Origin of the sequence: Gilliamella apicola (assembly GCF_003202915.1) — a bacterium.
GTDB lineage: Bacteria > Pseudomonadota > Gammaproteobacteria > Enterobacterales > Orbaceae > Gilliamella > Gilliamella apicola_Q.
Window position 1 is genome coordinate 105,227 of record NZ_QGLP01000006.1, and the last position, 22,921, is coordinate 128,147.

Here is a 22,921-nt window from a genome sequence, read left to right on the forward strand (position 1 = left end):
ATAAAAGGAGTCACATATGGAATTAATTACACAATTTATCAATGATTTAGGAAACTTTATTTTTATTCCGATAATATTTTTAATCTTAATGGCTGCGCTCGGCAGGCCTATTTCTGAATGTATTGCGTCTGCAATGAAAGTTGGCATTGGATTTATTGCATTAAGTATGACAATTAAATTTATGCTAGATAAAATGGCACCTGCCGTTACGGGGCTAGCCGAAAGTACCGGTTCGTCATTAAGTGCAATTGATGTTGGTGGCGCTGCAACTGCGGTAATGGGCTTTGGTTCAAGCATGGGACCAATTATTATTCCATTATGTGTTGCCGTAAATGTTCTATTACTAATTATGAAAATCACTGATTGTGTGAATGTGGATGTGTTTAATTTACACCAAAATGCATCAATGGGAGCAATTGTCGGCGTTTATTCAGGTAGTTTTTTATATGGTGTATTAACAGCCGCACTATTTCACGTTTGGGCATTAATTGCTGCTGATCTAGGCGCAAAGAATAATGAGAAATTCTTTAATCTTCCAGAAGGTGTCTCAATTTCGCATCCGGTTGCAAACACCTATCTTATCTTTGCTTATCCATTTAATTGGATTTATGACCGTATCCCGGGTTTTAGAAATATAACTGTAACCGCAGAGACTATTCAAAAACGTTTTGGGGTACTTGGTGATCCAACCGTAGTCGGTTTTATTATTGGTGTTTTACTTGGTTTTTGCGGTTACTCATGGCAAAGTCCTTATCATACTATTATTTCAAGCTTACAGTTAGGCATGTATTTAGCGGCGGTAATGTTATTGTTGCCTCGCATGACCTCAATTATGATGGAAGGTCTAGTTCCTTTATCTAATGTGGCTAGAAAAAAATTAGTTAAACGTTTTCCTAATCGCGATATTACTGTAGGTATGGATACCGCATTAATTGTGGGTAATCCTTCGGTTATCGCTCCAGCTTTATTATTGATTCCTATTATTGTCATTTTAGCGGTGGTTTTACCTGGTAATAAAGTCATGCCGTTGGGTGATCTATCACAATTTGTCTTCTTTATTGCCTGTATGGTTCCTGTATTTAAAGGGAATATTATTCGGACTTGGGTTACCTCAATATTTTTATTTGGTGGAGGTTTATATATCGCGTCATGGATGACCCCTGCAACCAACGAAGTATTCCAAGCGTTTGGTTCTAATCCTGATGCCTCTGTAATGTATACCTCATTAAATCCGTCAGCCAATCCATTTACTGGACTCTTTGCAGCAACTAGCCATGTCGGAATATTTGGTTACTTATTGATTGGCTTAATTTTGCTATCTGTGGGCTACCTATTAAAGAAAAAAGAAAAAAATTCAAAAATTAATACAAGCGAGGTTTCAAAATGAAAAAAATATTAGTGGTATGTGGTAATGGCATTGCTTCTTCATCAATTATGGTTTCAATTTTGCAAGATTATTTGAAAGAACAACATATTGATGCACAAGTAGATAAATCATCACTTATGGCTTGCAATGCTGATATTTTTAATAGTTATGATTTAGTGGTTTCATCAACTAAAATTGATAATCCAGATATTACAACCAATGTCATTGTTGGTGCTGGTTTACTCACCGGTATTGGCGAAGATGCCATTTTTGATGCGGTTAAGCAGAACTTAACGCAATAATTAGGAAGTTAACCATGCACATTTTAGTTCATGATTTACAGGAAAAAGTAAAAACATATCAAGATGCGATATTAACTTCAGGCGAATATTTATTAGAAAAAAATTATATTACACCTGAATATATTACGGCTTGTATTGACCGGGAAAAAAATTATCCAACAGGATTACTTATCAACAGTGGCATAGGTATTGCTATACCACATGGTAATTCCCAGTTCGTTAAATCAGATTCAATTAGTTTAGTTCGTTCAAGCAAAGGGGTAATTTTTGGTCAAATGGCAGATGCTAGTTTGAAGGTAACTTGCCAATTGATCTTCAATTTAGCATTAGCAACAAGCGAGCAGCATTTATCAATACTTAGACGTTTAGTTACTTTATTTCAAGATGAATCTTTTGTAAGTAAATGCCAACAGTTTAATTGCCAGCAAACTGAAGAATTAATCATTCAGCAGTTAAACATTTAGTTTACCTTTTATAGTCGAAAAATAGCATTAGCTATTTTTCGACAGGAGACAGCAGTGAAAGCACAATTAATTATTAATGAATTGAATCAATCCGTTAAAACATTGAGCGATGATGACATCATTGATCTAATACAAAAAATACAACAGCATAAGCGTATATTTGTCTATGGCACAGGACGCTCAGGTCTTATGCTCAAGGCATTTGCAATGAGACTTATGCAACTTGGTTTAAACTCTTTTGTTGTCGGTGAAACAACCACTCCATCGGTTCAGAAAGGAGATTTACTTATTCTCGCCTCCGCATCTGGTGAAACAGAAAGCGTAAATATTATGGCGAAATCAGCACGCAATCAAGGAATTGACTTAGCCATTATTTGCGCATCCGACACATCAACATTAGCAAAACTCCAAACTCCAAACATATTATTACAATCCGGAACCAAATTTAATCAGTCACAAGTTAGCCAACAACCTTTAGGTAGCCTTTTTGAGCAAATGCTACTAATTATATTTGATACTGTTATTTTAGTTATGAGTAGAGAGCAAAATGAGAGTAATAATGATATGGCAAAACGACATGCTAGTTTAGAATAATATTACCGTAATTCGACTGAAAACCACTTGTTTTTATCAGTGGTTTTAAAATCAGACACTACCTATCAGCTCTATTTTAAAATTAATTTCTTTTTATAAATAGATGAATCCTAAATAATAAACAATTACCTATTTGTAATAATAGTTTTTCATTTTGGCAAAAAATGCTAAGATATTACCGTTATGACCGTGATTAATTACTGGCAAAAAATTAGTAAACGCCTCATCATTAAAACTGCACTATCGCACTTATTATTAGGTGTGATTGCTACTGGGTTCGGTTTTTACGAAAAAGGTGTATTACCAATTCAATCATCTTCCACCCAGGTGGGGATTATTGCGATTACGGCAATTGTACAAGATCACCAAACACCGATAAGAAAAGAATCACAAACTTTACCTTTGTCACAAAAACAGCATTACGATAAGCAAATTGTCTCGTTAACTTATGACAAAGTGAACCCAAGCACCGTTATTCGATTATCACCCTATAATGGAATAAGGGCCGGTCCCCAAGCTACCGTTTAACAAAATTTATCTAAATAAATTAATTTTTTGAATAAGGTTGATTCCTTATTACTCCCATTATAAAAAAGAATAAGAGAACAGTTATGTTATTAAAATTATTAACAAAAGTATTCGGTAGCCGTAATGAACGCGTTTTAAAAACTATGCGCAAACGAGTTGAAAATATTAATGCGCTTGAACCATCAATGGAAGCATTAACCGATGATCAACTTAAGGCAAAAACCAATGAATTTAAGCAAAAAATTGCTGATGGCACTAATTTAGATGACATATTAGAAGAGGCTTTTGCCGTAGTTCGTGAAGCCAGTAAACGGGTATTTGGTATGCGTCATTTTGATGTACAATTAATTGGTGGTATGGTTTTAAATGAGCGTTGTATAGCTGAAATGCGTACCGGTGAAGGTAAAACTTTAACTGCCACATTACCTGCTTATTTAAATGCCTTAACTGGCAAAGGCGTCCATGTTGTTACAGTCAATGATTATTTAGCGCAGCGTGATGCTGAAAACAATCGCCCACTATTTGAATTTTTAGGATTAACGGTTGGTATTAACTTACCCAATATGCCACCACATTTAAAGCGTGAGGCTTACAATGCTGATATCACTTATGGCACCAACAACGAATATGGCTTTGACTATCTGCGTGACAATATGGTCTTTAGTAAAGAGTCTCGCGTTCAACGCCCTCTTCACTATGCCTTAGTCGATGAGGTCGATTCAATTTTAATTGATGAAGCAAGAACACCGCTCATTATTTCAGGCCAAGCTGAAGACAGCTCAGATAGATATGTTAGTATTGATAAAATTATTCCATATTTAGTTAGTCAAGAAAAAGAAGATTCAGATCAGTTCCAAGGTGATGGTGACTTTTCAATTGATGAAAAATCACGCCAAGTTAACCTTACTGAACGAGGTTTAATTAAAGTTGAAGAGCTATTAATCAAACAAGGTATTATGAAAGGTGATGAATCACTATATGCGCCTAGTAATATTGTGTTGATGCACCATGTCAATGCCGCTCTTCGAGCGCATCATCTATTCCACCGTGATGTAGATTATATTGTTCGAGATAATGAAATCATCATCGTCGATGAACATACAGGTCGTACCATGGATGGACGTCGTTGGTCTGATGGTTTACACCAAGCAGTAGAAGCTAAAGAACATGTTAAAATTCAAAACGAAAATCAAACGTTAGCATCTATCACTTTCCAAAATTATTTCCGCTTATATGAAAAGTTAGCCGGTATGACAGGGACTGCTGACACTGAGGCTTTCGAATTTAACCAAATCTATGGACTAGATACTATTGTTATTCCAACTAACCGACCAATGGTTAGAAAAGATTTACCTGATTTGGTCTATATGACAGAAAAAGAGAAAATTAATGCAATTGTAACTGATGTACAAGAATGCGTTAAACGCGGACAACCGGTTTTAGTAGGTACTGCTTCAATCGAAAAATCAGAACTTGTCTCTCATGCCTTTAAAAAAGCAGGTATCAAGCATAATGTACTTAATGCCAAATTCCACGCGCAAGAAGCAGAAATTATTGCTAATGCAGGTAGTAAAGGTGCAGTAACGATTGCAACCAATATGGCTGGTCGTGGTACCGACATTATGCTGGGTGGTAATTGGCAAAGTGAAGTTGCAAAATTAGAAAATCCAACGGATGCCGATATCGAAAAAGCCAAACAAACATGGCAAGTTAGACATGAAGAAGTTATCCAACTTGGCGGACTTTACATTTTAGGTACTGAACGTCATGAATCTCGTCGTATTGATAACCAATTACGTGGTCGTGCTGGTCGTCAAGGTGATCCGGGGGTATCGCGTTTTTACCTGTCATTAGAAGATCCATTAATGCGTATCTTTGCATCAGAACGGGTTGGCAATATGATGCGTAAATTTGGCATGAAAGAGGGTGAAGCTATCGAGCATCCTTGGATCACTAAAGCTATCGCCAATGCTCAGAAAAAAGTTGAAAGCCGCAATTTTGATATTCGTAAACAATTACTGGAATATGACGATGTTGCCAATGATCAACGTAAAGCTATTTATAGCCAACGTAACGATTTATTAGATAACTTAGATATCAAAGATACCATTGATTCAATACGCGGCGATGTATTTACTGCTGTTATTGATCAATATATTCCACCACAATCTATAGAAGAAATGTGGGATATTCCTGGACTTGAAACCGCCTTAAAAAATGACTTTGATTTAGAGTTACCTATTGCCAACTGGCTGGATGAAGAACAAAATCTTCATGAGGAGACCTTACGCGAACGTATTTTACAACTCGCCCAAGATAAATATCTCGCAAAAGAAAATGCTGCCGGTTCCGAAGCCTTTAGGCAATTCGAAAAGAGTGTTATGTTGCAAACACTTGATACATTATGGAAAGAACATTTAGCGGCAATGGATTATTTGCGTCAAGGTATTCACTTACGCGGCTATGCGCAAAAAGATCCAAAACAAGAGTACAAACGCGAATCGTTCAATATGTTTGCCAACATGTTAGACACCCTAAAATATGACGTAATTGGTATATTAAGCCGGGTACAAATTCGTTCACAAGAAGAAGTTGATGAAGCCGAACGTCAACGCCAAGCTGAAATCGAAAGATTAATGGCAAAACAGCAAGCTAATCACGAATCAATTGGTGGCATGGATGGAGACAACAACGGGCAACCTGCAAATTCACAACAACCGATTGTTCGCGCTCAAGCAAAAGTTGGACGTAATGATCCTTGTCCTTGTGGATCAGGTAAAAAATATAAACATTGTCATGGTGCTGTTAATTAACTGAAAAATTTAGTATGATTAACTATCATTGATGTTTAATTAACCGATTAAGGTTATAACAAATAAATGGGAAAGCAGTAGCTTTCCCTAACTTTAATCACATATAGATAGGATCATGAGAAAACATACTGAAATAGCTGTAGGTATCATTCGTTCACAAGACTGCCAAATCTTTATCACCCAACGCGGTGAAGACTCTCATCTTGCTGGTTTTTGGGAATTTCCAGGAGGAAAAATCGAAGTTGGTGAAACACCTTATCAAACCTTAGAACGTGAAATAGCAGAGGAAGTTGATATTCATATTCAACAATCTCAATTTTTAAAAACATTTGAATATAGTTATGATGATCGTGATATCACTATTCATGCTTACTTAGTAGAAGAGTGGGATGGCGTTCCTTTCGCTAAAGAAGGACAACCAAGTCGTTGGATAGATCAGGAAGATCTCAATGCCGATGAATTTCCAGATGCGAATAGACCAATTATCGAAATGCTTAAAAACTTAGATAAACAAATTTAATTTATTTCATTATGCAAATTTTTGCATAACGTTTTTCAACATAACTGCCATATTGAAATCCAAGCGTCATCCACGTATTGGCATGACTTTATTCATACGTTGTAAATCTGAATATTACTATTGGAAACTAGCTAATAATTTTCAATTGTAAATATTGTTAATTTATATACTGGATAAAATGACCAAAAAAGTATATTGTGTACAAGATTTTTCTTAATGTAGTTTTATGTTAGGAATTTTTTTTGTTTTATTATAATATTTTAATAAGGTTCTAAAAATAGATGAAAGAATATAAAGTAGTTATTTATCAAGAAGGCGCTTTGTCTTCATTAGTTTTTGGTGCAGCTAATTCAAATGCTGACAAATTTTCCGCTTTTTTAAATGATACTGCCAAAGAAGGCTGGCGGGTAATTACAATGCAAAAAGATATGCGTCGCTTATTCTTATTCTGGCAACGTGAAGCTTATCTAATTGTGATGGAGCGAGATCGTTAGTTAATTGAAATAGAAAATATTATTTCCTAAAGCAAATCAGGAATCAATATCTAGATTATTTTGATTCCTGAAAATAGCAAAAATAATTAATTTGCAGGATTTTTGTGTAAACGTTGTTCCGCCAATGCCAAAAAGATAATTCCCACAATAATAGACAAAGCACCTAGTAGTCGCGATAAGGTAATTTGCTCGTTAAAAGCAATGACAGATACAAGCATAACTGTTACTACTTGTAGATGAGAAGCGGCAAACGCAGGGCCAACTGGCGCTTTTTGCAATAACACCATCCAAGTAATAAATGCTCCAGCATAACCAATTATAACTAAATAAGCCCAACCATGACTAAAAACTCTCAATAACCAAGCAATATCCATTTCGAACGGCAGTGCTGAAAGCGCCGTAAGTTTGAAACAGGTTTGCCCAAACGTATCAAAAAAAAGCAGTAAAATAAAACCAATAATATAAAATTTTTTCATTAAGTTAATCCTACTAGTACGACGCCAAGAGTAATAAAAAAAATGCCAATTAAACGAAATGGCGTTAAATATTCTTTAAATAACACACGCCCAGCAATCATTACCGTAATAATATTAAAAGAACCTAATAGTATGCTTTTCGACAGAGAGACTTCACTTAAAAATGCCAACCAAAATACGAAACCAATTAGGTAAGCCCCAAAACCTAACCATAACCACATATTACCAAATAATTTCTGCCAATAATTTAAACCCTGTTTATCATTAGAAGTAATCGCCGCATATTTAAAGGCAACTTGGCCAACTGTGTCGCAAGCGATATTAGTTAACCACAAAAAAAAGATTAAGGTTGACATGTGTGACAAATTCCATGAATTTCAAGCACACTATGAGTTATTGAAAATTGACTTTGACTAGCGAGTTGTTTAAGTTGCGATTCAATATCTTCAGAGTGTTTTTCAATAATCTGCTGACAATTATCACAAATAAATAGAATTGATATATGTTGCGGATCCTGAAAATGCGGACAAATAATATAACAATTGGTTGATTCCACTTTATGAATAAAACCTTGCTCAAGTAAAAACTCAAGCGCTCGATAAATGGTTGGTGGTTTTGCTTGAGGCTCGGTGACCTTTAAGAGGTCTAAAAGATCATATGCGCTCATGGCTTTATTCGCTTTAAGCATGATATCTAGAACGGTTTTACGCTGAGTAGTCAGCTTAATACCACGTTTATTGCATAAAGTTTCAATTTTTTCAATTAGCATATTATGCATTGAGTTCAGTTTCCTTCACTTTATTTATGACTTTTTAATGCAGCTTTTTTTCGTCTTATCTCTTTGGGATCATTGATTAATGCTCGATATATTTCAATACGATCACCGTCTTTGACTGGTTCACTAAGTTCACAACGTTTACCATAAATGCCAACAAGATGCTCATCTAACTTAATTTGGCATATTGATAAGATATTGGATTTTGTTATCGCTTGCAAGATATTAGTTTGCTCATCAACCACGCAATCAATGATTGTCGGTTGGTTAGGTAGTGCATATACCACTTGTATATTTATCATATTAATAGATCTGCCTTGCTCTTTGCGAAAATGCCTTAACCATGTTACTCATCACTTCTTTAAATATTGGCGTAAAAACAGCACTCATTACTTTATTGTTGAACTCAAAATCTAAACTAAAACTAATTTTACTTTTTTGCTCAGCAAGCTCAGTAAATTGCCATCGCCCTTTTAGATGTTTAAATGGGCCATCTATCAACGCCATATCAATTGAATTTGGTTCATTGATCTGATTTATCGTAGTAAAAGATTTTTTAAAGCCTAACTTTTCAACCTCAATAAATGCGGTTAAATAATTATCTTGTTTGCTAATAATCCCAGTTGCGATACAATCGGGAACAAATTCGGGGTATCTAGCTATATCGTTCACCAATGCAAACATTTGCTGAATCGAATAAGGCTCGATCACTTCATGAAAAACATGTGCCATAATAATCAAATTAAAAGTTAAAATTAGTGGCATATAGTATCATGTAACTCTATAATAACGCACATTATGACTAAGAAAAAATCACATAAGCCGGGTTCGGCTACCATTGCATTAAATAAACGTGCGCGTCATGAGTACTTTATTGAAGAGGAAATTGAAGCAGGTTTATCCCTACAAGGTTGGGAAGTTAAATCACTACGAGCGGGCAAAGCGAATATTAGTGATAGTTATGTATTACTAAAAAATGGTGAAGCATGGCTCTTTGGTGCAACCATAACACCATTGAATGTCGCCTCTACCCATGTCGTGTGTGAGCCTATGCGTACACGAAAATTGTTGTTAAAAGAGCGTGAGTTAAATTCGCTTTTTGGACAGATAAATCGACAAGGGTACACTGTTGTTGCACTCTCTTTATACTGGAAAAATGCGTGGGCAAAAGTAAAAATTGGCGTAGCAAAAGGTAAGAAAGAGTACGACAAACGCACTGACATCAAAGAACGTCAATGGCAAGTTGATAAGGCTCGTATAATGAAAAATGCCAATCGCTAATAAAAAATGCCACTTAACGATGGCGTATAATTTGTGGTTCAATAAAAAATGCATGATGTTTTAATTCGTTAAAATGTAACAAATCATCAATCACATCGACGCAAGTTAGCGCCATAGTTTCGATATCTTGAATAATAGCGTCAATTGGATAGTAAGAATAATTCAAATAGTTATTGTAATCATAAGAACATAAGTATAGCTGATTTGGATCAATTTTAGTTTTAACTAAATAACTTAATACTTCTTCCAATAAATTACCGGAAGGGGTGAAAATAGCTTTCGGCACTCGACCTAATCTTTCGTGAACACCTTTGATTAATTCATAGCCTTTATTTGGGCAATAATCATCACTGACAATCCATTCTGGTTTTACCATTAAGCCTACACTTTCTAAACCTCGCTTAAACCCGTTTAGCCTAGCTCGTATTGAAGTTAACTGAATATCACAACCAATAAAATAAAATTCATCTAAATCCTTAGCATAAGGCTTAATTAAATCACCTACCGATTGTAACGACTCACTAGTAATAAAAGGCAGTATCGTATCTTTTAAATAACGGTCAAACAGCAGTACCGGCGTTTTTTGATTGATATCCACATAAAATTGGTCGCTATCTAATGACGTTACCACAATCATGGCATCAACCTTTCGCTCGACTAAATTTTGCGCCACTTTAATTTCGACCTCTTTATTATAGTGACTACAAGTAATAAGTAATTGAATATTTTTTTGCCGAAAAGCGGACTCAAGATGATGCAAAAACATCGAAAAGAATGAATTTGACATATCGGGGACAATGACACCAATCGTATTAGTGCTGTTAGCCTTAATCAGATATTGACGAATATGAGGTTGATCACTGTATTTTTCAGCAATCGATAAAATCTTTTGCCGAGTTTGCGGAGAAATACGATATTTTTTATCTCGTTTATTAAATATATGACTGACGGTCGTTGCCGACACGCCAGCCAAACGAGCAATATCATTAATTTTCAGTTTATTACTCGCCATATACGAATCACCTTAATATTAACGTGGGGTGCGTTGTTGTTTATTTGGGAATACCGGATTGTTATTCACCGATGGACTTTGATACCAATAAGCAACACTGGCAATATCATCACAACGTTCATACAATCTGATATCATCATTACCGATTTGTTGAAACGCCAGTTTGATATTTTTGTGGAATGCAATTGGATCTGGAAGATGCCAACGATATAAACCATGCATTGGTAAACCATCGTCACCAAAGCCATGTACCGGATTGGAATCACCTGTTTGGAAAAAGTCACGCGTCGCATCACGGTTTGTTTGATAAGGGTAACCCATAAACATCGTTTGGAAACATTTTGCTTTTGGACGTCCTTGGCTATCTCGATTATGAAATGCCCATGCACCACCAAAGTAATCTTCCGAACCTGTTGAATGTTGTGTTGGATAATCACTATCATCATCAAGGTAAAATTTAAATTCCCCTTCACCCCACCAATAACGCTCTAAAGCAGTAAGCGCTAAATAAGTACCCACATAATAACCATAACCTTGAACATTATCTAAAATAACATAATCTTGAGCATAATTAGTTACTCGTTGACGACGCCACTGAGCATGGAAGTAAAGTGGATTTTCAAACGGTTTTGGCATTAACGCATAATTAATGGTAAAGAAGAAATGCTGTAAATCAGCTTCATGTTCATTATGAATCTCAATTCGCGCTTTTTTATTAAATGGCATTCTAAAATAACTATTAAAGCCACCTGTTGGGTTAACGACTATTGGCATTGAATTAATATCACATCTGGCACCAAAACCATTACAGAAAAAGTCACCGATAGGACTTTCCACTGAAGGTACGGTTTCATCATCCCAATAAATTCGAATGACCACATCACGCAATACAAAACTGCCCCGATGTGTTTTATCAGTTAAAGTAAACCACATATGACGAATTTCTGCTGGACCAGTGATTTCAGCAATAGTGACTTTTTCACCAGAAGGAATAGATATAAAGCCTTGCCCTTTCCTACATGGGCCTAAAGCACTGCCTTTCATGCACGATTTACCCTTTTCACCGGTCAAATTTTCAGGCGAAATCGTTCTGGTTTGTTCAAAGTGAAATTGTGTTACTGAATCAAAAATATTCATTTTGTATCCTTAATATGTTTTATCAAATTTTATCAATTAAACTATAAATTTTGTTTACCTAATTTACTTCCGTTACCCTTTTCTGGGGTGTCTGATTTTTTATCACGGCTTAAGAAAGCCACAGCAAATAACATGAAGCCTAAAACAACTAAACCTAAATAATTAAATGTGGTAGCTGCACCTTCAGTATCATAGAAATCACCAACATAGGTGGAGAACAATATCACCCCTACTGAGCCAGCTACTTGATAACCGATTAAAAACACGGTGGCAGATAGACGAGAATTAAAATTATTATCAATATATTTAAATACTGAAACTAAAATAGTTGAGATCTCCAAACAGTGCATCAGTTTTATTACTGAGATAATGACAATGCTTTCCACATGTCCGGTTAAAAATATTCGAGTTGCAGAAATAAATGCCGCAAAGATTAATGCATTTTTGGCACCAACTTTATTAACCACAAATGGTACACAAAACATAACTGCTGCTTCTAAAAAGACTTGGAAAGAATTTAAAACACCATATAGACGATAACCATCATTTACATCAGTAAATTGCTGAGTAAAAAAGACTGGAAATAACTGTTGATCATAAATGTTGTACAAACTATAAGTACCAAGTACATAAACCACAAATATCCAAAACTTTTTAAGACCAAATACTGAGACAATCTCGTTAAAACTTAGTTTATCTTTCTTTTGGAATACAGCTGCCGATGATTTACTTAAATCTGGTTTGAAATTCAGATTTAATACCATAAAACAGATACCGACTACTGAAGCAGCCCAAAAGTTAAGGTGTGGATTAATACTAATCAATATACCGGCGATAAAGGTACCAACAGCATAGGCGATACAGCCCCAAGTTCGGCATTGTCCAAATTCAAAATCAAACGCCCGGCTGATTTTTTCACAATAAGAATCGATTAGGCCCATACCGGCAACCCAACCAAAACCTAAGAAGAAACTACCAAAAATAACCCCAGCATAAAAATTATGTCGTAACAGCGGTTCATAAACATAAATCAGCGCAGGCGCTGCACAAGTTATGATAATGCTTTGAAACCAAATTAGATGTTTCTTTAAAACTAATTTATCTTGATACACACCATAAATAATCATGATAATTAACGAGATAAAATAGTTAAAAGAATAGATAATACCGGTCTGTTTTGCTGTTAAACCAATCTCTTTACTAAGCCATATTGCATAAAAAGAAAAAACAAAACTACCTGCCGCGTAATACATAATGCTATAAAACGAAGCAAACCAATAAGTTGGTTTTTTATAAAATGCACTTGTCATAATTTATCCTATAAAGAGTTAAGTACTGATTGGAGTATGAATAGCTAAAAATTTAGCTTTAACGGCTTTATTGGATAAATGTGATCAACTTCAAAATTATTTTATTTATCCTAAAAAAATCTAATTTGTTAACAGCGCAATGATTATAAAAAACAGATAAAAAACAGAAAAATATTATCCCAACCACAATCAAGGAAATAATTCCTTATCTAAAGCTAATAATTTTTTAATATCAAAATAATCATTATTAAAAAAATAACTTATTAAAAGTTACTCCTTTACTAGTTCAATTATTAATAATGATGATTAAACGAATATATTATTTAACCATTTGTAAAAAGAGGTTTTTTATGCCTAAACAGAATAGTCGTGTTCGATTTCATATAGCAATACTTATGCTATTTGCCATAATAATTAATTATTTAGATAGAACTGTAATGTCTGCTGCTGCACCTATTATTGCTACAGATTTAAATATTTCACCTGAAGCGATGGGATGGATAATGTCTGCATTTTTCTTAAGTTATGCATGTTGCCAAATACCTGCCGGCTTCCTTGCGGATAGATTTGGACAGCGAAAGACGTTAGCTGGTTCGGTAACTTGGTGGTCATTAGCCACAGGTGCAACAGCATTAGCAACCACACCTATTGGCTTTATTTTTGCTCGAGTATTTATGGGCGTTGGAGAAGCAGCTGCATACCCTTGTAATGGTGGTATAACGGCAAAATGGTTCCCAGATAGAGAAAGAGGACGTGTCACTTCACTATTTGATAGTGGTTCAAGATTTGGTACCGCCTTTGCCATGCCTCTGGTTGTTTGGATCATTGCTTGTTGGGGATGGCATGCGGCATTCTTTATTTGCGGAGGATTAGGACTGATTTGGGTGGTTTGGTGGTTATGTGTCTATCAAGACCCTGAACAACATCCGAAGATTAGTGAAACAGAACTTAAATACATTCGCGATGGACAAGTAAAAAAAGAAGGAATCGACAAAATACAACCAATGAAATGGTATCAATTATTAAAATACCGAAATGTCGTTGCTATGTGTATTGGATTCTTCATGCTTAATTATGCTGTCTATTTTTTCATTACTTGGTTCCCTACTTACTTAATGAAAGAAAGAGGTTTAAGTCTAACAGAAATGGGCTTCCTAGCGATGCTACCTCCGCTATGTGGGATAATTGGCCAATGGGTTGGTGGCTGGCTAACTGATTTTATTTATATAAAAACCAATAATATCAATGTTGCCCGAAAAGTGAATTTAGTTTGTGGCATGCTAGTTGCAACTTCAATCTCACTTGCTGGATTAGTCGACTCGATATCAGTTATGATGATGTTATTATGTATATCTTATATAGGTTTAGCTTTTGCTGGTTCAGCAATCTGGTGTTTACCTGGAGATATTGCACCAAGAAATATGACATCAGTTTTAGGCGGCATTCAAAATACCGTATCAAATTGTGGTGGTATTTTAGGACCAATTGTAACAGGCTACATTATCGGAGCAACAGGTTCATTTATGTATGCTTTAGTTGTTTCTGGATGCGCTTGTGCAATAGGCGCATTGGTTTATTTATTAGTATTAAAAGATATTAAGCCGATTACCGTAAACGAATCGATTTAATAACATTAGGAAATTAACCATTATGTCTGAAAATTCTACCAAAACTTTTGTGTAGAATTTTTATAAACTCAAATTTTTATATTAAAAAATTATTGAGAAACGTAATATGGGCAGAAGTAAAACATTAAGACAAAATACAATTAATCAATTTATTGATTGCATCAATAACAAAATATTATCTTTTCCTCTTCCTTCTATATCAATTCTTGCTGATGCTTTTAATGTCAGTCGCACGACAATTAGAGCGGTATTAGATTATTTATGTCAAGCCGGAATTTTAGTCTTTGAAGAAGGAGAATATCGTCAACTAAGACAACCAACCTCAGAAGATAAAATTGCATGTGTATTTGAAAAAAGGAATATTCAAGATAAAAAATTTGAGCACTATTTTTACCATTTAATCAATAGTAAAAAAATCCTACCTGGAGATAATTTTAATGAAATCCAATTAGCTAAAGATACCAATGTTAGCCCATTTGTAGTCCGTGAATTTTTATTACGATTTTTACATTATGGACTAATTGATAATGTAAAAAAAGGCGAATGGAAATTAGAAACCTTCGCTAATGACTATGCTGAAAAATTATATGAATTTCGTTGTATATTAGAAGTTTTTGCCCTTAAAACCTTCATGGCTCAACCTTATGATCATATCAACTGGATTAAAGCTAAAGAGTTATTAGAACGACATAAACAACTTCAAACCAATATACAACATGAATACAGACTATTTTCAACGCTTGATCGCGATTTTCACGAACTGATTTTATCTTGTAATAACAACCCTTTTTTCATGCAATCTTTTGATTTAATATCCGTCATATTTCATTTTCATTATCAATGGGATAGTAGTGATTTAAAACAACGAAATAGTATTGCCGTATCTGAACATATTGCAGTGTTAACAGCAATTCTACAAAAAAATGAGCAAGCAGCTACAACAGCATTATGTCGACATCTCAATACTGCTAAAAAGTCAATGCAAGAATCAATTGGAAGAACATCAGCAATAAAAAACAGATAAAAAACAAAAAAGTTATATCTTCAACACGAAACCACTAAAAAAAAACATCGCATAATTTGTCATCTTTTATAGTTCTCTTTACCTACTAATCAATTAGATAAAGAGAACATTATATGAATAAACAATTAAATCGAACCAATTTCCCTGGACCGGTATACCCTGAAAAAATAATTCAATTTGGCGAAGGTAATTTTTTAAGAGCTTTTGTTGATTGGATTATAGATATTCTCAATGAGAAAACCGACTTCAATAGTGGTGTGACGATTGCAAGACCAATTGATACCCATCAACCATCTATCAATGAACAAGACGGTCTTTATACCACCATTATTCGAGGTATTAACGAACAAGGTGAAACGATAGCCACACCAAGAATTATTTATTCTGTAAACCAAGAAATATTGATTTATAAACAATACCAACAATTTTTAAAATCTGCTGAAAATCCCGATTTAGAGTTTATCTTCTCTAACACCACTGAAGCCGGTATATCCTTTAATAATAACGATAAACTAACTGACACACCACCATCATCATTCCCAGCTAAATTAACAGCTTTTTTACATCACCGTTTCCAATTTTTTAAAGGTGAAAAAAACAGAGGATTAATCATCATCCCATGTGAACTTATTGATTATAACGGAGATAAATTAAAAGAATTAATTCTTAAATATGCAAAATTATGGCAACTCAATGATGATTTCATCACTTGGATAAATGAACACAATACGTTTTGCTCAACACTGGTCGATCGTATCGTCACCGGTTATCCAAAAGACGAAGCGCTACAAATTGCAAATGACCTTGGTTATCAAGATCGTTTTTTAGATACCGGTGAATATTTTCATTTGTTTGTTATCCAAGGTCCAAATTGGTTAAAACAAAAACTGAAATTAGATCAGGTCGATCTCAATATATTAGTCGTTGAAGATATCAAACCATATAAAGAAAGAAAAGTTGGTATTCTAAATGGTGCTCATACCGCCATGGTACCGGTTGCCTATCTTTCTGGTTTACGCACTGTTGGCGAAAGTATGAACGATCCGCAAATTGCAACGTTCATCAAGAATTTACTTAATCAAGAAGTCATACCTACACTATCATTAGATAAACAAGAGCTAGAAAAATTCGCTGACGAAGTTTTAAAACGATTTAAAAATCCATTTATTAAACATGAATTAATGTCTATTGCATTAAATTCATTAACAAAATTTAAAACTCGCTTATTGCCACAATTATTGACCTATAGTCAAAAATTCAAAAAACCACCAACTTACATTTCATTTTCATTAGCGGCGCTTATCGCCTTTTATCAAGGCGAATATCAAGGTCAAGCTATTGAACTCACTGATGATGCTCATTTACTCGATAAATTTAAACAGTGGCAACCTCTCTATAAAAATGACTGCAAAGCACTCGTCACTAATATTTTGGGATTAAGTGAGCATTGGGACCGTAATTTAAATGAAATTGCTGGGTTAACAGAGTTAGTCACTGAGTATCTCGAAAAGATTTTATCAAACGATATCAAACTTTATATTCCAAAAAATTAAATTATAGGAGCAAAAAATATGACTAAAATGAAATATATTGTAATTCCTGAACCCGGTAAGGTTGAAGTAAAGGAAATGGATAAACCGCTATTACAGCCAGGAGAAGCAATTCTAAAAGTACTCTATGGCGGAATTTGTGGTTCCGATATGGGCACCTATAAAGGAACCTTCCTTTATGCTAGTTATCCTCGTATCCCGGGACATGAATTTTCAGCCGAAGTCGTTGAAGTTGCCGATAATGATTATGGTATAAAACCAGGTATGATTGTTACCGCAAATCCTTACTTCAATTGTGGTAAATGCTATTCATGCCGACGTGGATTTGTTAACTGTTGTACCAGTAATCAGACACTCGGCGCTCAACGTGATGGTATTTTCCGACAATATTATAGTATGCCAATTGAGCGTATTTATGATGGTAAAGGCTTAGATGCTTTAACATTATCAATGATCGAACCTTTCTGCATTAGTTATCACTCAGTTCAACGCACCGCGGTTAAACAAGGCGATAAAGTATTAGTTGTCGGTGCTGGGCCGATCGGTTTGTTTGCTGTCATGGCTGCAGTATTAAAAGGGGCTGAGGTATATGTTAGTGATGTAATGCAATCAAGACTAGACAAAGCGCTTTCACTAGGGGCAAAAGGCATTATTAGAACCGATAAGGAAGATTTTGCAGAATGTGTTAAATCAATCACTAATGGCGATGGCTTTGATGTCTGTATTGAGTGTGCAGGGTTACCACAAACATTCCAAAATTGTATCGATGCTGCCGCATATCGAGGTAGAGTTGGCTTAGTAGGCGTGAGTAAACAAAAACTAGACTTTGCCTTTACTCAAATTCAAACCAAAGAATTAGATATATTTGGCTCTCGTAACGCATTGAAAAAAGATTTTGTTGAATTAATTGATTTAGTCTGCTCAGGAAAATGTGACGTCAAAAAAATCATTACCGATGTTTACGAATTAGAAAATGCTGAAAATGCTTTCAAAGAAATGCGGGATGATCCAAGTAATCGATTAAAATCAGTGATAAAAATAAATTAAATACTCTTTTAATCATTTCCGTTACTACTTCATTAGTAAGTAACGGAAATGCGTATTTAAAGGAAGAATGAATGAAAAAAACAATTAAAATTAATAACAATGATAATGTTATTATTGCATTAGAAGAATTGTATCCGGGCGATAAAGTAATCTACCAAGACGCGAAGCAGCAGAACGAAGTAACCATATTACAAAATATACCTTTTGGACATAAAGTAGCCATTAAACCAATAACAATTGGTGAAAACATTATCAAATATGGGTTTCCAATTGGCCATGCTACCCAAATTATTCAAGCGGGTGAACATGTTCACACATTTAATATAAAAACCAATCTTGCCGAACTTAATCAATATCAATATCAACCAGTTGATGAAATAATTTCAACTACCTTACCTGATAGAGAGGTTAAAATATATCGAAGAAAAAACCAGGATATCGGAATTAGGAACGAATTATGGATTATTCCAACTGTTGGCTGTGTAAATGGTATTGCCAATCAAATACGCAAACAATTTTTGTCTGAAATTCAGCAAGATATTTTACTCAATCAATCATTCTTTGATGGTATTCACTTACTTTCTCATCCTTATGGTTGTTCCCAGTTAGGAGCCGACCATCAAGCAACTAAAAAAATATTACAAAACATGGTTAAGCATCCCAATGCCGGCGGGGTGTTAGTAATCGGATTAGGTTGCGAAAATAATCAACTAAATGCTTTTAAAGAGAGTCTGGGTGAATATGATAGTAGCCGAGTAAAATTCATGATTGCCCAAGAAGTTGAAGATGAAATCCAACAAGGGGTCAGTTACTTACATGAGCTATATCAAACTATGAAATCAGATAAACGCGAGACTGGTAAGTTAAGTGAACTCAAATTTGGACTTGAATGCGGTGGTTCCGATGGTTTATCCGGTATCACAGCTAATCCTTTATTAGGAAAATTCTCAGATTATGTTATTTCTCATGGTGGCACTAGCGTACTAACTGAAGTACCTGAAATGTTTGGTGCAGAAACGATATTAATGTCTCATTGTATTGACTCATCAGTCTTTGACAAAACGGTAAGCATGATTAATAATTTCAAACGATATTTTATGTCATATAACCAACCCATTTATGAAAACCCGTCCCCAGGTAATAAAGTTGGTGGCATTACAACGCTTGAAGATAAATCACTAGGTTGTACCCAAAAAGCCGGAATGAGTAAAGTTATGGATGTTTTAGAATATGGCGACATGCTTGCAAAATCAGGGCTTAATTTGTTATCCGCTCCGGGCAATGATGCAGTGGCAACAGGTGCTTTAGCCGCTTCAGGTTGTCATATGGTACTATTTTCAACCGGTCGCGGTACGCCTTATGGCGGAATAGTTCCTACCGTTAAAATATCGACAAATTCGGCTCTTGCACAAAGAAAAAAACATTGGATAGACTTTGATGCTGGTCAATTAGTCAATGAAATAAAAATGGAGCAATTACTTGATCAATTTATTAATTTAATTGTCGATATAACCAATGGCAAACAGACATGTAATGAAATTAATGAATTTCGTGATTTAACCATTTTCAAAAATGGCGTCACTGAATAGTACTCACAAATAAAAATAAAATAACCGCTGACTCTATGCCGCGGTTATTTTAGCGATCATACTTAAGCTTTCAAGCTAATTAATTTACCATCTTGCTTAACAAAAGATTGATTAACATGAACATCTTCACTATTTTTAACAAATAGCGGTTCACTGACGATATTATCGATAATTACATTATTAAATAACACGCTCTGGGCGTTCTCAATAAAGAATCCTTTGCCCGCTTCAGGTTTGACATCTTTAAACATATCAACTTCGCCTGGTTGTGCATTTTGTTGCATTGAAACCCGGATATTATCAAAAGAGATATTCGAAATTGGTGATTCAGGAATACCATATAAAAAGCCAGCATAAGCACGTACATTTTTAGCAATAATGTTTGAAAAACTGATGTTATGGCAAGCGGGAGTGGCTTCATTTATTGGCATCGGCTCTTTATTCCAAACAATAGGATCATTCCCTTTCGGACCACAATAGTAGTAATAGTTCATCACAAAAGCAGATAGAACTTCGTCCATAACAATATTACTAAATGTGATATCAGAAATCGAGCCCCCTCGACCTCGGCGAGTTTTGAATCTTACTCCGCGATCAGTTTTTTGGAATACACAATTAGTAATTGTGACATTACGGATGCAACCACTCATCTCACTACCAAGAACCACGGCACCATGCCCATGAATCATATTACAATTAGTAATCAAAATGTTTTCACATGGGCTTTTTTCTGCCGTTTCTTCAGTGCCGGCTTTAATGGCAATACAATCATCGCCAACATCAATATAACAATTTGAAATTCTCACATTACGACAAGATTCAGGGTTAATACCATCGGTATTTGGCGAATCAGCCGGATTAAGAATTGAAATATTATCGACAACGACATTATTTGATTCCATCGGATGGACTGTCCAACTCGGTGATTGGGTTAGAAAGACTTTTTCAATAGTAACTCGTTCACAAAAATCAAAACCAATTAAATAAGGTCGTGGGTATTTAAGATTGCTTCGATCATGACGAAATATATGCCACCATTTTTGACCATTTCCGTCAATCTTACCATTGCCGGTGATAACCACATTTTTGATATTTTGGCCATATATACACGGCATATACACATCTTGCTTAACACCTTCCCAACGAGAATTAACCACCGGATAATCCTTAGCATCATCAGAAAAGAGTAAAGTTGCGCCTTGTTCAATAACCAATGTTAGGTTGCTACAAAGCTTAATTGCTCCAGTAAAATAGGTACCAACAGGAACAATTAGCGTTCCACCACCTAATTGTTCAATATGCCCAATTGCTTTGGCAAAAGCTTGAGTATTGATTGATTTGCCATCACCAATAGCGCCAAAATCTTTTACAGATATAGTCGTCATAAGTTTGTCCCTTCTATATTTACAAACATAAACCTGGTAATTTAGCTCTAATGTTTGCTGTTGTATTGTATAACCGCAGGATCAGTAGCCTGATCCTGATAAATATTTTCTTTATTTCGTTGTGGTCTCTTTTTGCTTAAAGCCAATGTTATTATTACCAAAACATTTGTCATAAGCGATCCCTGATAGTTCTTCAACCACTTTTCGGGTTTCAGGAGTAACATCTTCCATTTTGCCACCTTGGCGGATACGGGCAACTTCATTAATAATGATGGAGTGAGTAGCGTGATCAAGCTTCATTCGCCAAGCGAAAAAGGCGCCAATTAATGCCATACCAACTACCCCATACAAAATAATACCATTAATAGCATCAATCGCACTTTGTGGTTGAATATGTGATTTCGATTCAAATCCATAAGCACTTAATATCACACCAAGTACAAAAACAATTGAAGCTCGAACTAATTTACCAGCCATCGTCATTGCACCTGCATATACCCCTTCACGACGACGATTGGTTACCACTTCATCTACATCTGCAAGGAACACATAGACACTCCAAGGAATATAGTAAACACCACCAGTCCCCAAGCCAAACCAAATAGTAATACCCACTACAATCCAGGTAATATGTGGTAGATTAAAGTAATAAATACCGACATACCCCATCATTGATGAAATAACAATTAAAAGTGCGATAATAAATGGTTTTTTAAAGCCTTTTTTAGCACAGTACATCATAAAAAATGCTGTAGAAACCAACTGACAAATACTACTTAATGAATTCATTGAAGCTACAAATGAGCGAGGTTCACCTAAACTAAATACGATGAAATAGGTAAATACCGCGGTAAACAACCATTCAGCACCAAACCCAAATAGATACATGCCTAAATGGGTTCTAAATGTTTTGATACGGAAGGTTGATAATATGTCGATGAAAAGCTTTTTAATAGCTTCAAAAAAGCTATGAACAGATTCATCTTTTACTTCTTCTTTAGGTTTTTCCCAACTATTACAATAGAGTAGAATTAACGCTAGCATCATGATCGTTGCATAAGTGATGCCGGTTAATAAAAATGGTGTTGCTGATTCTTTACTATAGAAATAGAAAAATACCCCCGGTATTGCGGCACCTAAGAAATTAGCTACTTTACCAAACATCGCTTTTGAACCAGTCAAATAAGTACGTTCAGAGAAGTTAGCGGTCATTTCTACCGGTAAGGTATTAAATGGGATCATAATACTGGTATAAATAATCTCAAATAAAATATAGGTAACTAAGTAGTACCAAAATCCCATACCATCAATCCATAGCATAGGGTAAATAATCATCAACGGTATACCAATTAAAATAAAAAATCGCCGCCGACCAAAACGTTGCCCGATTTTAGTTTGATAAAAGTTGTCGGTAATAAAGCCCATCAATGGATTGAGTATGACATCCAAATAAGTAGCGATCGAAAAAATTAATGCTGCTTGCACCACACTTAAACCACAAAAAGTGGTATAAAAATAGAGTAACCAAGCCCCACTAATGGCTAATGCGCCACTACCAATTAAATTACCACTACCGTAGGAGAATCTTACTAACCATGTAATTTTATTCTCTTTTCTTTTGCCCAT

The 22,921-nt window shown here is 35.0% G+C and carries 24 protein-coding genes; 14 read left to right on the forward strand and 10 right to left on the reverse strand.

Features of this window, described 5'->3' with window-relative positions:
- The first annotated feature begins 16 nt into the window (after positions 1–16).
- The 8 genes from DKK79_RS11160 (at position 17) to DKK79_RS11195 (ending at position 7,081) form a co-directional block, all read left to right on the forward strand.
- The gene (locus DKK79_RS11160) at positions 17–1,387 is read left to right on the forward strand and encodes a PTS galactitol transporter subunit IIC (RefSeq protein WP_034883344.1); all 1,371 of its coding nucleotides are present in this window, start codon (positions 17–19) and stop codon (positions 1,385–1,387) included.
- Positions 1,384–1,668 (forward strand): PTS sugar transporter subunit IIB, encoded by a 285-nt coding sequence (locus DKK79_RS11165; RefSeq protein WP_110424157.1) that lies wholly within the window; start codon positions 1,384–1,386, stop codon positions 1,666–1,668. The genes DKK79_RS11160 and DKK79_RS11165 overlap by 4 nt, the downstream gene beginning before the upstream one ends.
- 14 nt (positions 1,669–1,682) lie before the next feature.
- Entirely contained in the window at positions 1,683–2,132 is a 450-nt protein-coding gene (locus DKK79_RS11170; protein WP_110424158.1) for a PTS sugar transporter subunit IIA, read from the forward strand.
- 54 nt (positions 2,133–2,186) lie between these two features.
- Complete coding sequence (gene hxlB, locus DKK79_RS11175) at positions 2,187–2,726, forward strand: 6-phospho-3-hexuloisomerase (RefSeq protein WP_110424159.1); 540 nt, start codon at positions 2,187–2,189, stop codon at positions 2,724–2,726.
- A 183-nt stretch (positions 2,727–2,909) separates the two neighbouring features.
- Positions 2,910–3,254, forward strand: coding sequence for a hypothetical protein (locus DKK79_RS11180; RefSeq protein ID WP_110424160.1), 345 nt, complete (start codon positions 2,910–2,912; stop codon positions 3,252–3,254).
- 83 nt (positions 3,255–3,337) lie between these two features.
- Positions 3,338–6,067, forward strand: a complete 2,730-nt coding sequence (gene secA, locus DKK79_RS11185; RefSeq protein ID WP_110424161.1) for a preprotein translocase subunit SecA — start codon at positions 3,338–3,340, stop codon at positions 6,065–6,067.
- Between the two features lie 115 nt (positions 6,068–6,182).
- Positions 6,183–6,587: an 8-oxo-dGTP diphosphatase MutT gene (gene mutT / locus DKK79_RS11190; RefSeq protein ID WP_110424162.1), complete on the forward strand. Its 405-nt coding sequence runs from the start codon at positions 6,183–6,185 to the stop codon at positions 6,585–6,587.
- 281 nt (positions 6,588–6,868) lie between these two features.
- On the forward strand, positions 6,869–7,081 hold the full coding sequence (locus DKK79_RS11195; protein ID WP_110424163.1) for a DUF4177 domain-containing protein: 213 nt from the start codon (positions 6,869–6,871) through the stop codon (positions 7,079–7,081).
- A gap of 86 nt (positions 7,082–7,167) precedes the next feature.
- Here DKK79_RS11195 and DKK79_RS11200 read toward each other — a convergent pair whose 3' ends face one another.
- Genes DKK79_RS11200 through DKK79_RS11220 form a run of 5 tightly spaced genes read right to left on the reverse strand, consistent with a single transcriptional unit; the run spans position 7,168 to position 9,097 of the window.
- Positions 7,168–7,557, reverse strand: a complete 390-nt coding sequence (locus tag DKK79_RS11200; protein WP_110424164.1) for a DMT family transporter — start codon at positions 7,555–7,557, stop codon at positions 7,168–7,170.
- Positions 7,557–7,913 (reverse strand): EamA family transporter, encoded by a 357-nt coding sequence (locus tag DKK79_RS11205; protein WP_034883329.1) that lies wholly within the window; start codon positions 7,911–7,913, stop codon positions 7,557–7,559. The genes DKK79_RS11200 and DKK79_RS11205 overlap by 1 nt, the downstream gene beginning before the upstream one ends.
- On the reverse strand, positions 7,901–8,335 hold the full coding sequence (gene zur, locus DKK79_RS11210) for a zinc uptake transcriptional repressor Zur (protein ID WP_034883328.1): 435 nt from the start codon (positions 8,333–8,335) through the stop codon (positions 7,901–7,903). The genes DKK79_RS11205 and zur overlap by 13 nt, the downstream gene beginning before the upstream one ends.
- A gap of 20 nt (positions 8,336–8,355) precedes the next feature.
- Positions 8,356–8,634 carry an RnfH family protein gene (locus tag DKK79_RS11215; protein ID WP_034883326.1) on the reverse strand — a complete coding sequence of 93 codons (279 nt, stop codon included), beginning with the start codon at positions 8,632–8,634 and terminating at the stop codon, positions 8,356–8,358.
- 1 nt (position 8,635) lies between these two features.
- The gene (locus DKK79_RS11220; RefSeq protein WP_110424166.1) at positions 8,636–9,097 is read right to left on the reverse strand and encodes a type II toxin-antitoxin system RatA family toxin; all 462 of its coding nucleotides are present in this window, start codon (positions 9,095–9,097) and stop codon (positions 8,636–8,638) included.
- A gap of 33 nt (positions 9,098–9,130) precedes the next feature.
- Between DKK79_RS11220 and smpB the strand changes: the two genes are divergently transcribed.
- Entirely contained in the window at positions 9,131–9,613 is a 483-nt protein-coding gene (gene smpB, locus DKK79_RS11225) for an SsrA-binding protein SmpB (protein WP_034883325.1), read from the forward strand.
- Positions 9,614–9,626: 13 nt separating this feature from the next.
- On the opposite strand, the gene DKK79_RS11230 is transcribed toward smpB, so the two are convergent.
- Genes DKK79_RS11230 through DKK79_RS11240 form a run of 3 tightly spaced genes read right to left on the reverse strand, consistent with a single transcriptional unit; the run spans position 9,627 to position 13,072 of the window.
- A complete protein-coding gene (locus DKK79_RS11230) occupies positions 9,627–10,625 on the reverse strand; it encodes a LacI family DNA-binding transcriptional regulator (protein ID WP_110424167.1) in 999 nt (332 codons plus the stop codon).
- A gap of 18 nt (positions 10,626–10,643) precedes the next feature.
- Entirely contained in the window at positions 10,644–11,762 is a 1,119-nt protein-coding gene (locus DKK79_RS11235; RefSeq protein ID WP_110424168.1) for a glycoside hydrolase family 172 protein, read from the reverse strand.
- A 41-nt stretch (positions 11,763–11,803) separates the two neighbouring features.
- Positions 11,804–13,072, reverse strand: a complete 1,269-nt coding sequence (locus DKK79_RS11240; RefSeq protein WP_219999792.1) for an oligosaccharide MFS transporter — start codon at positions 13,070–13,072, stop codon at positions 11,804–11,806.
- Between the two features lie 350 nt (positions 13,073–13,422).
- On the opposite strand from DKK79_RS11240, the gene DKK79_RS11245 reads away from it, so the two are divergent.
- From DKK79_RS11245 to DKK79_RS11265, 5 genes are all read left to right on the forward strand, one after another.
- Positions 13,423–14,700 carry an MFS transporter gene (locus tag DKK79_RS11245; protein WP_110424170.1) on the forward strand — a complete coding sequence of 426 codons (1,278 nt, stop codon included), beginning with the start codon at positions 13,423–13,425 and terminating at the stop codon, positions 14,698–14,700.
- Between the two features lie 106 nt (positions 14,701–14,806).
- Positions 14,807–15,724, forward strand: coding sequence for a GntR family transcriptional regulator (locus tag DKK79_RS11250; RefSeq protein ID WP_110424171.1), 918 nt, complete (start codon positions 14,807–14,809; stop codon positions 15,722–15,724).
- A gap of 113 nt (positions 15,725–15,837) precedes the next feature.
- Positions 15,838–17,277, forward strand: a complete 1,440-nt coding sequence (locus DKK79_RS11255; RefSeq protein WP_110424172.1) for a tagaturonate reductase — start codon at positions 15,838–15,840, stop codon at positions 17,275–17,277.
- Between the two features lie 27 nt (positions 17,278–17,304).
- A complete protein-coding gene (locus DKK79_RS11260; RefSeq protein ID WP_110424269.1) occupies positions 17,305–18,321 on the forward strand; it encodes a zinc-binding alcohol dehydrogenase family protein in 1,017 nt (338 codons plus the stop codon).
- A 71-nt stretch (positions 18,322–18,392) separates the two neighbouring features.
- Positions 18,393–19,910 (forward strand): UxaA family hydrolase, encoded by a 1,518-nt coding sequence (locus DKK79_RS11265; protein WP_110424173.1) that lies wholly within the window; start codon positions 18,393–18,395, stop codon positions 19,908–19,910.
- A 62-nt stretch (positions 19,911–19,972) separates the two neighbouring features.
- Here the strand turns inward: DKK79_RS11265 and DKK79_RS11270 are convergent, their stop codons facing one another.
- Together DKK79_RS11270 and DKK79_RS11275 are read right to left on the reverse strand one after the other, a co-directional pair.
- On the reverse strand, positions 19,973–21,295 hold the full coding sequence (locus DKK79_RS11270; protein ID WP_110424174.1) for a glycoside hydrolase family 28 protein: 1,323 nt from the start codon (positions 21,293–21,295) through the stop codon (positions 19,973–19,975).
- A 111-nt stretch (positions 21,296–21,406) separates the two neighbouring features.
- Positions 21,407–22,921, reverse strand: a complete 1,515-nt coding sequence (locus DKK79_RS11275) for an MFS transporter (protein WP_110424175.1) — start codon at positions 22,919–22,921, stop codon at positions 21,407–21,409.

What these genes read in the sequence shown, in the direction of transcription:
- DKK79_RS11160 (WP_034883344.1), top strand. Translation starts at nt 17, where the DNA reads ATGGAATTAATTACACAATTTATCAATGATTTAGGAAACTTTATTTTT.
- DKK79_RS11165 (WP_110424157.1), top strand. Translation starts at nt 1,384, where the DNA reads ATGAAAAAAATATTAGTGGTATGTGGTAATGGCATTGCTTCTTCATCA.
- DKK79_RS11170 (WP_110424158.1), top strand. Translation starts at nt 1,683, where the DNA reads ATGCACATTTTAGTTCATGATTTACAGGAAAAAGTAAAAACATATCAA.
- DKK79_RS11180 (WP_110424160.1), top strand. Translation starts at nt 2,910, where the DNA reads ATGACCGTGATTAATTACTGGCAAAAAATTAGTAAACGCCTCATCATT.
- secA (WP_110424161.1), top strand. Translation starts at nt 3,338, where the DNA reads ATGTTATTAAAATTATTAACAAAAGTATTCGGTAGCCGTAATGAACGC.
- mutT (WP_110424162.1), top strand. Translation starts at nt 6,183, where the DNA reads ATGAGAAAACATACTGAAATAGCTGTAGGTATCATTCGTTCACAAGAC.
- DKK79_RS11195 (WP_110424163.1), top strand. Translation starts at nt 6,869, where the DNA reads ATGAAAGAATATAAAGTAGTTATTTATCAAGAAGGCGCTTTGTCTTCA.
- DKK79_RS11200 (WP_110424164.1), bottom strand. Translation starts at nt 7,557, where the DNA reads ATGAAAAAATTTTATATTATTGGTTTTATTTTACTGCTTTTTTTTGAT.
- DKK79_RS11205 (WP_034883329.1), bottom strand. Translation starts at nt 7,913, where the DNA reads ATGTCAACCTTAATCTTTTTTTTGTGGTTAACTAATATCGCTTGCGAC.
- zur (WP_034883328.1), bottom strand. Translation starts at nt 8,335, where the DNA reads ATGCATAATATGCTAATTGAAAAAATTGAAACTTTATGCAATAAACGT.
- DKK79_RS11215 (WP_034883326.1), bottom strand. Translation starts at nt 8,634, where the DNA reads ATGATAAATATACAAGTGGTATATGCACTACCTAACCAACCGACAATC.
- DKK79_RS11220 (WP_110424166.1), bottom strand. Translation starts at nt 9,097, where the DNA reads ATGCCACTAATTTTAACTTTTAATTTGATTATTATGGCACATGTTTTT.
- smpB (WP_034883325.1), top strand. Translation starts at nt 9,131, where the DNA reads ATGACTAAGAAAAAATCACATAAGCCGGGTTCGGCTACCATTGCATTA.
- DKK79_RS11230 (WP_110424167.1), bottom strand. Translation starts at nt 10,625, where the DNA reads ATGGCGAGTAATAAACTGAAAATTAATGATATTGCTCGTTTGGCTGGC.
- DKK79_RS11235 (WP_110424168.1), bottom strand. Translation starts at nt 11,762, where the DNA reads ATGAATATTTTTGATTCAGTAACACAATTTCACTTTGAACAAACCAGA.
- DKK79_RS11240 (WP_219999792.1), bottom strand. Translation starts at nt 13,072, where the DNA reads ATGACAAGTGCATTTTATAAAAAACCAACTTATTGGTTTGCTTCGTTT.
- DKK79_RS11245 (WP_110424170.1), top strand. Translation starts at nt 13,423, where the DNA reads ATGCCTAAACAGAATAGTCGTGTTCGATTTCATATAGCAATACTTATG.
- DKK79_RS11250 (WP_110424171.1), top strand. Translation starts at nt 14,807, where the DNA reads ATGGGCAGAAGTAAAACATTAAGACAAAATACAATTAATCAATTTATT.
- DKK79_RS11255 (WP_110424172.1), top strand. Translation starts at nt 15,838, where the DNA reads ATGAATAAACAATTAAATCGAACCAATTTCCCTGGACCGGTATACCCT.
- DKK79_RS11260 (WP_110424269.1), top strand. Translation starts at nt 17,305, where the DNA reads ATGAAATATATTGTAATTCCTGAACCCGGTAAGGTTGAAGTAAAGGAA.
- DKK79_RS11265 (WP_110424173.1), top strand. Translation starts at nt 18,393, where the DNA reads ATGAAAAAAACAATTAAAATTAATAACAATGATAATGTTATTATTGCA.
- DKK79_RS11270 (WP_110424174.1), bottom strand. Translation starts at nt 21,295, where the DNA reads ATGACGACTATATCTGTAAAAGATTTTGGCGCTATTGGTGATGGCAAA.
- DKK79_RS11275 (WP_110424175.1), bottom strand. Translation starts at nt 22,921, where the DNA reads ATGGGCAAAAGAAAAGAGAATAAAATTACATGGTTAGTAAGATTCTCC.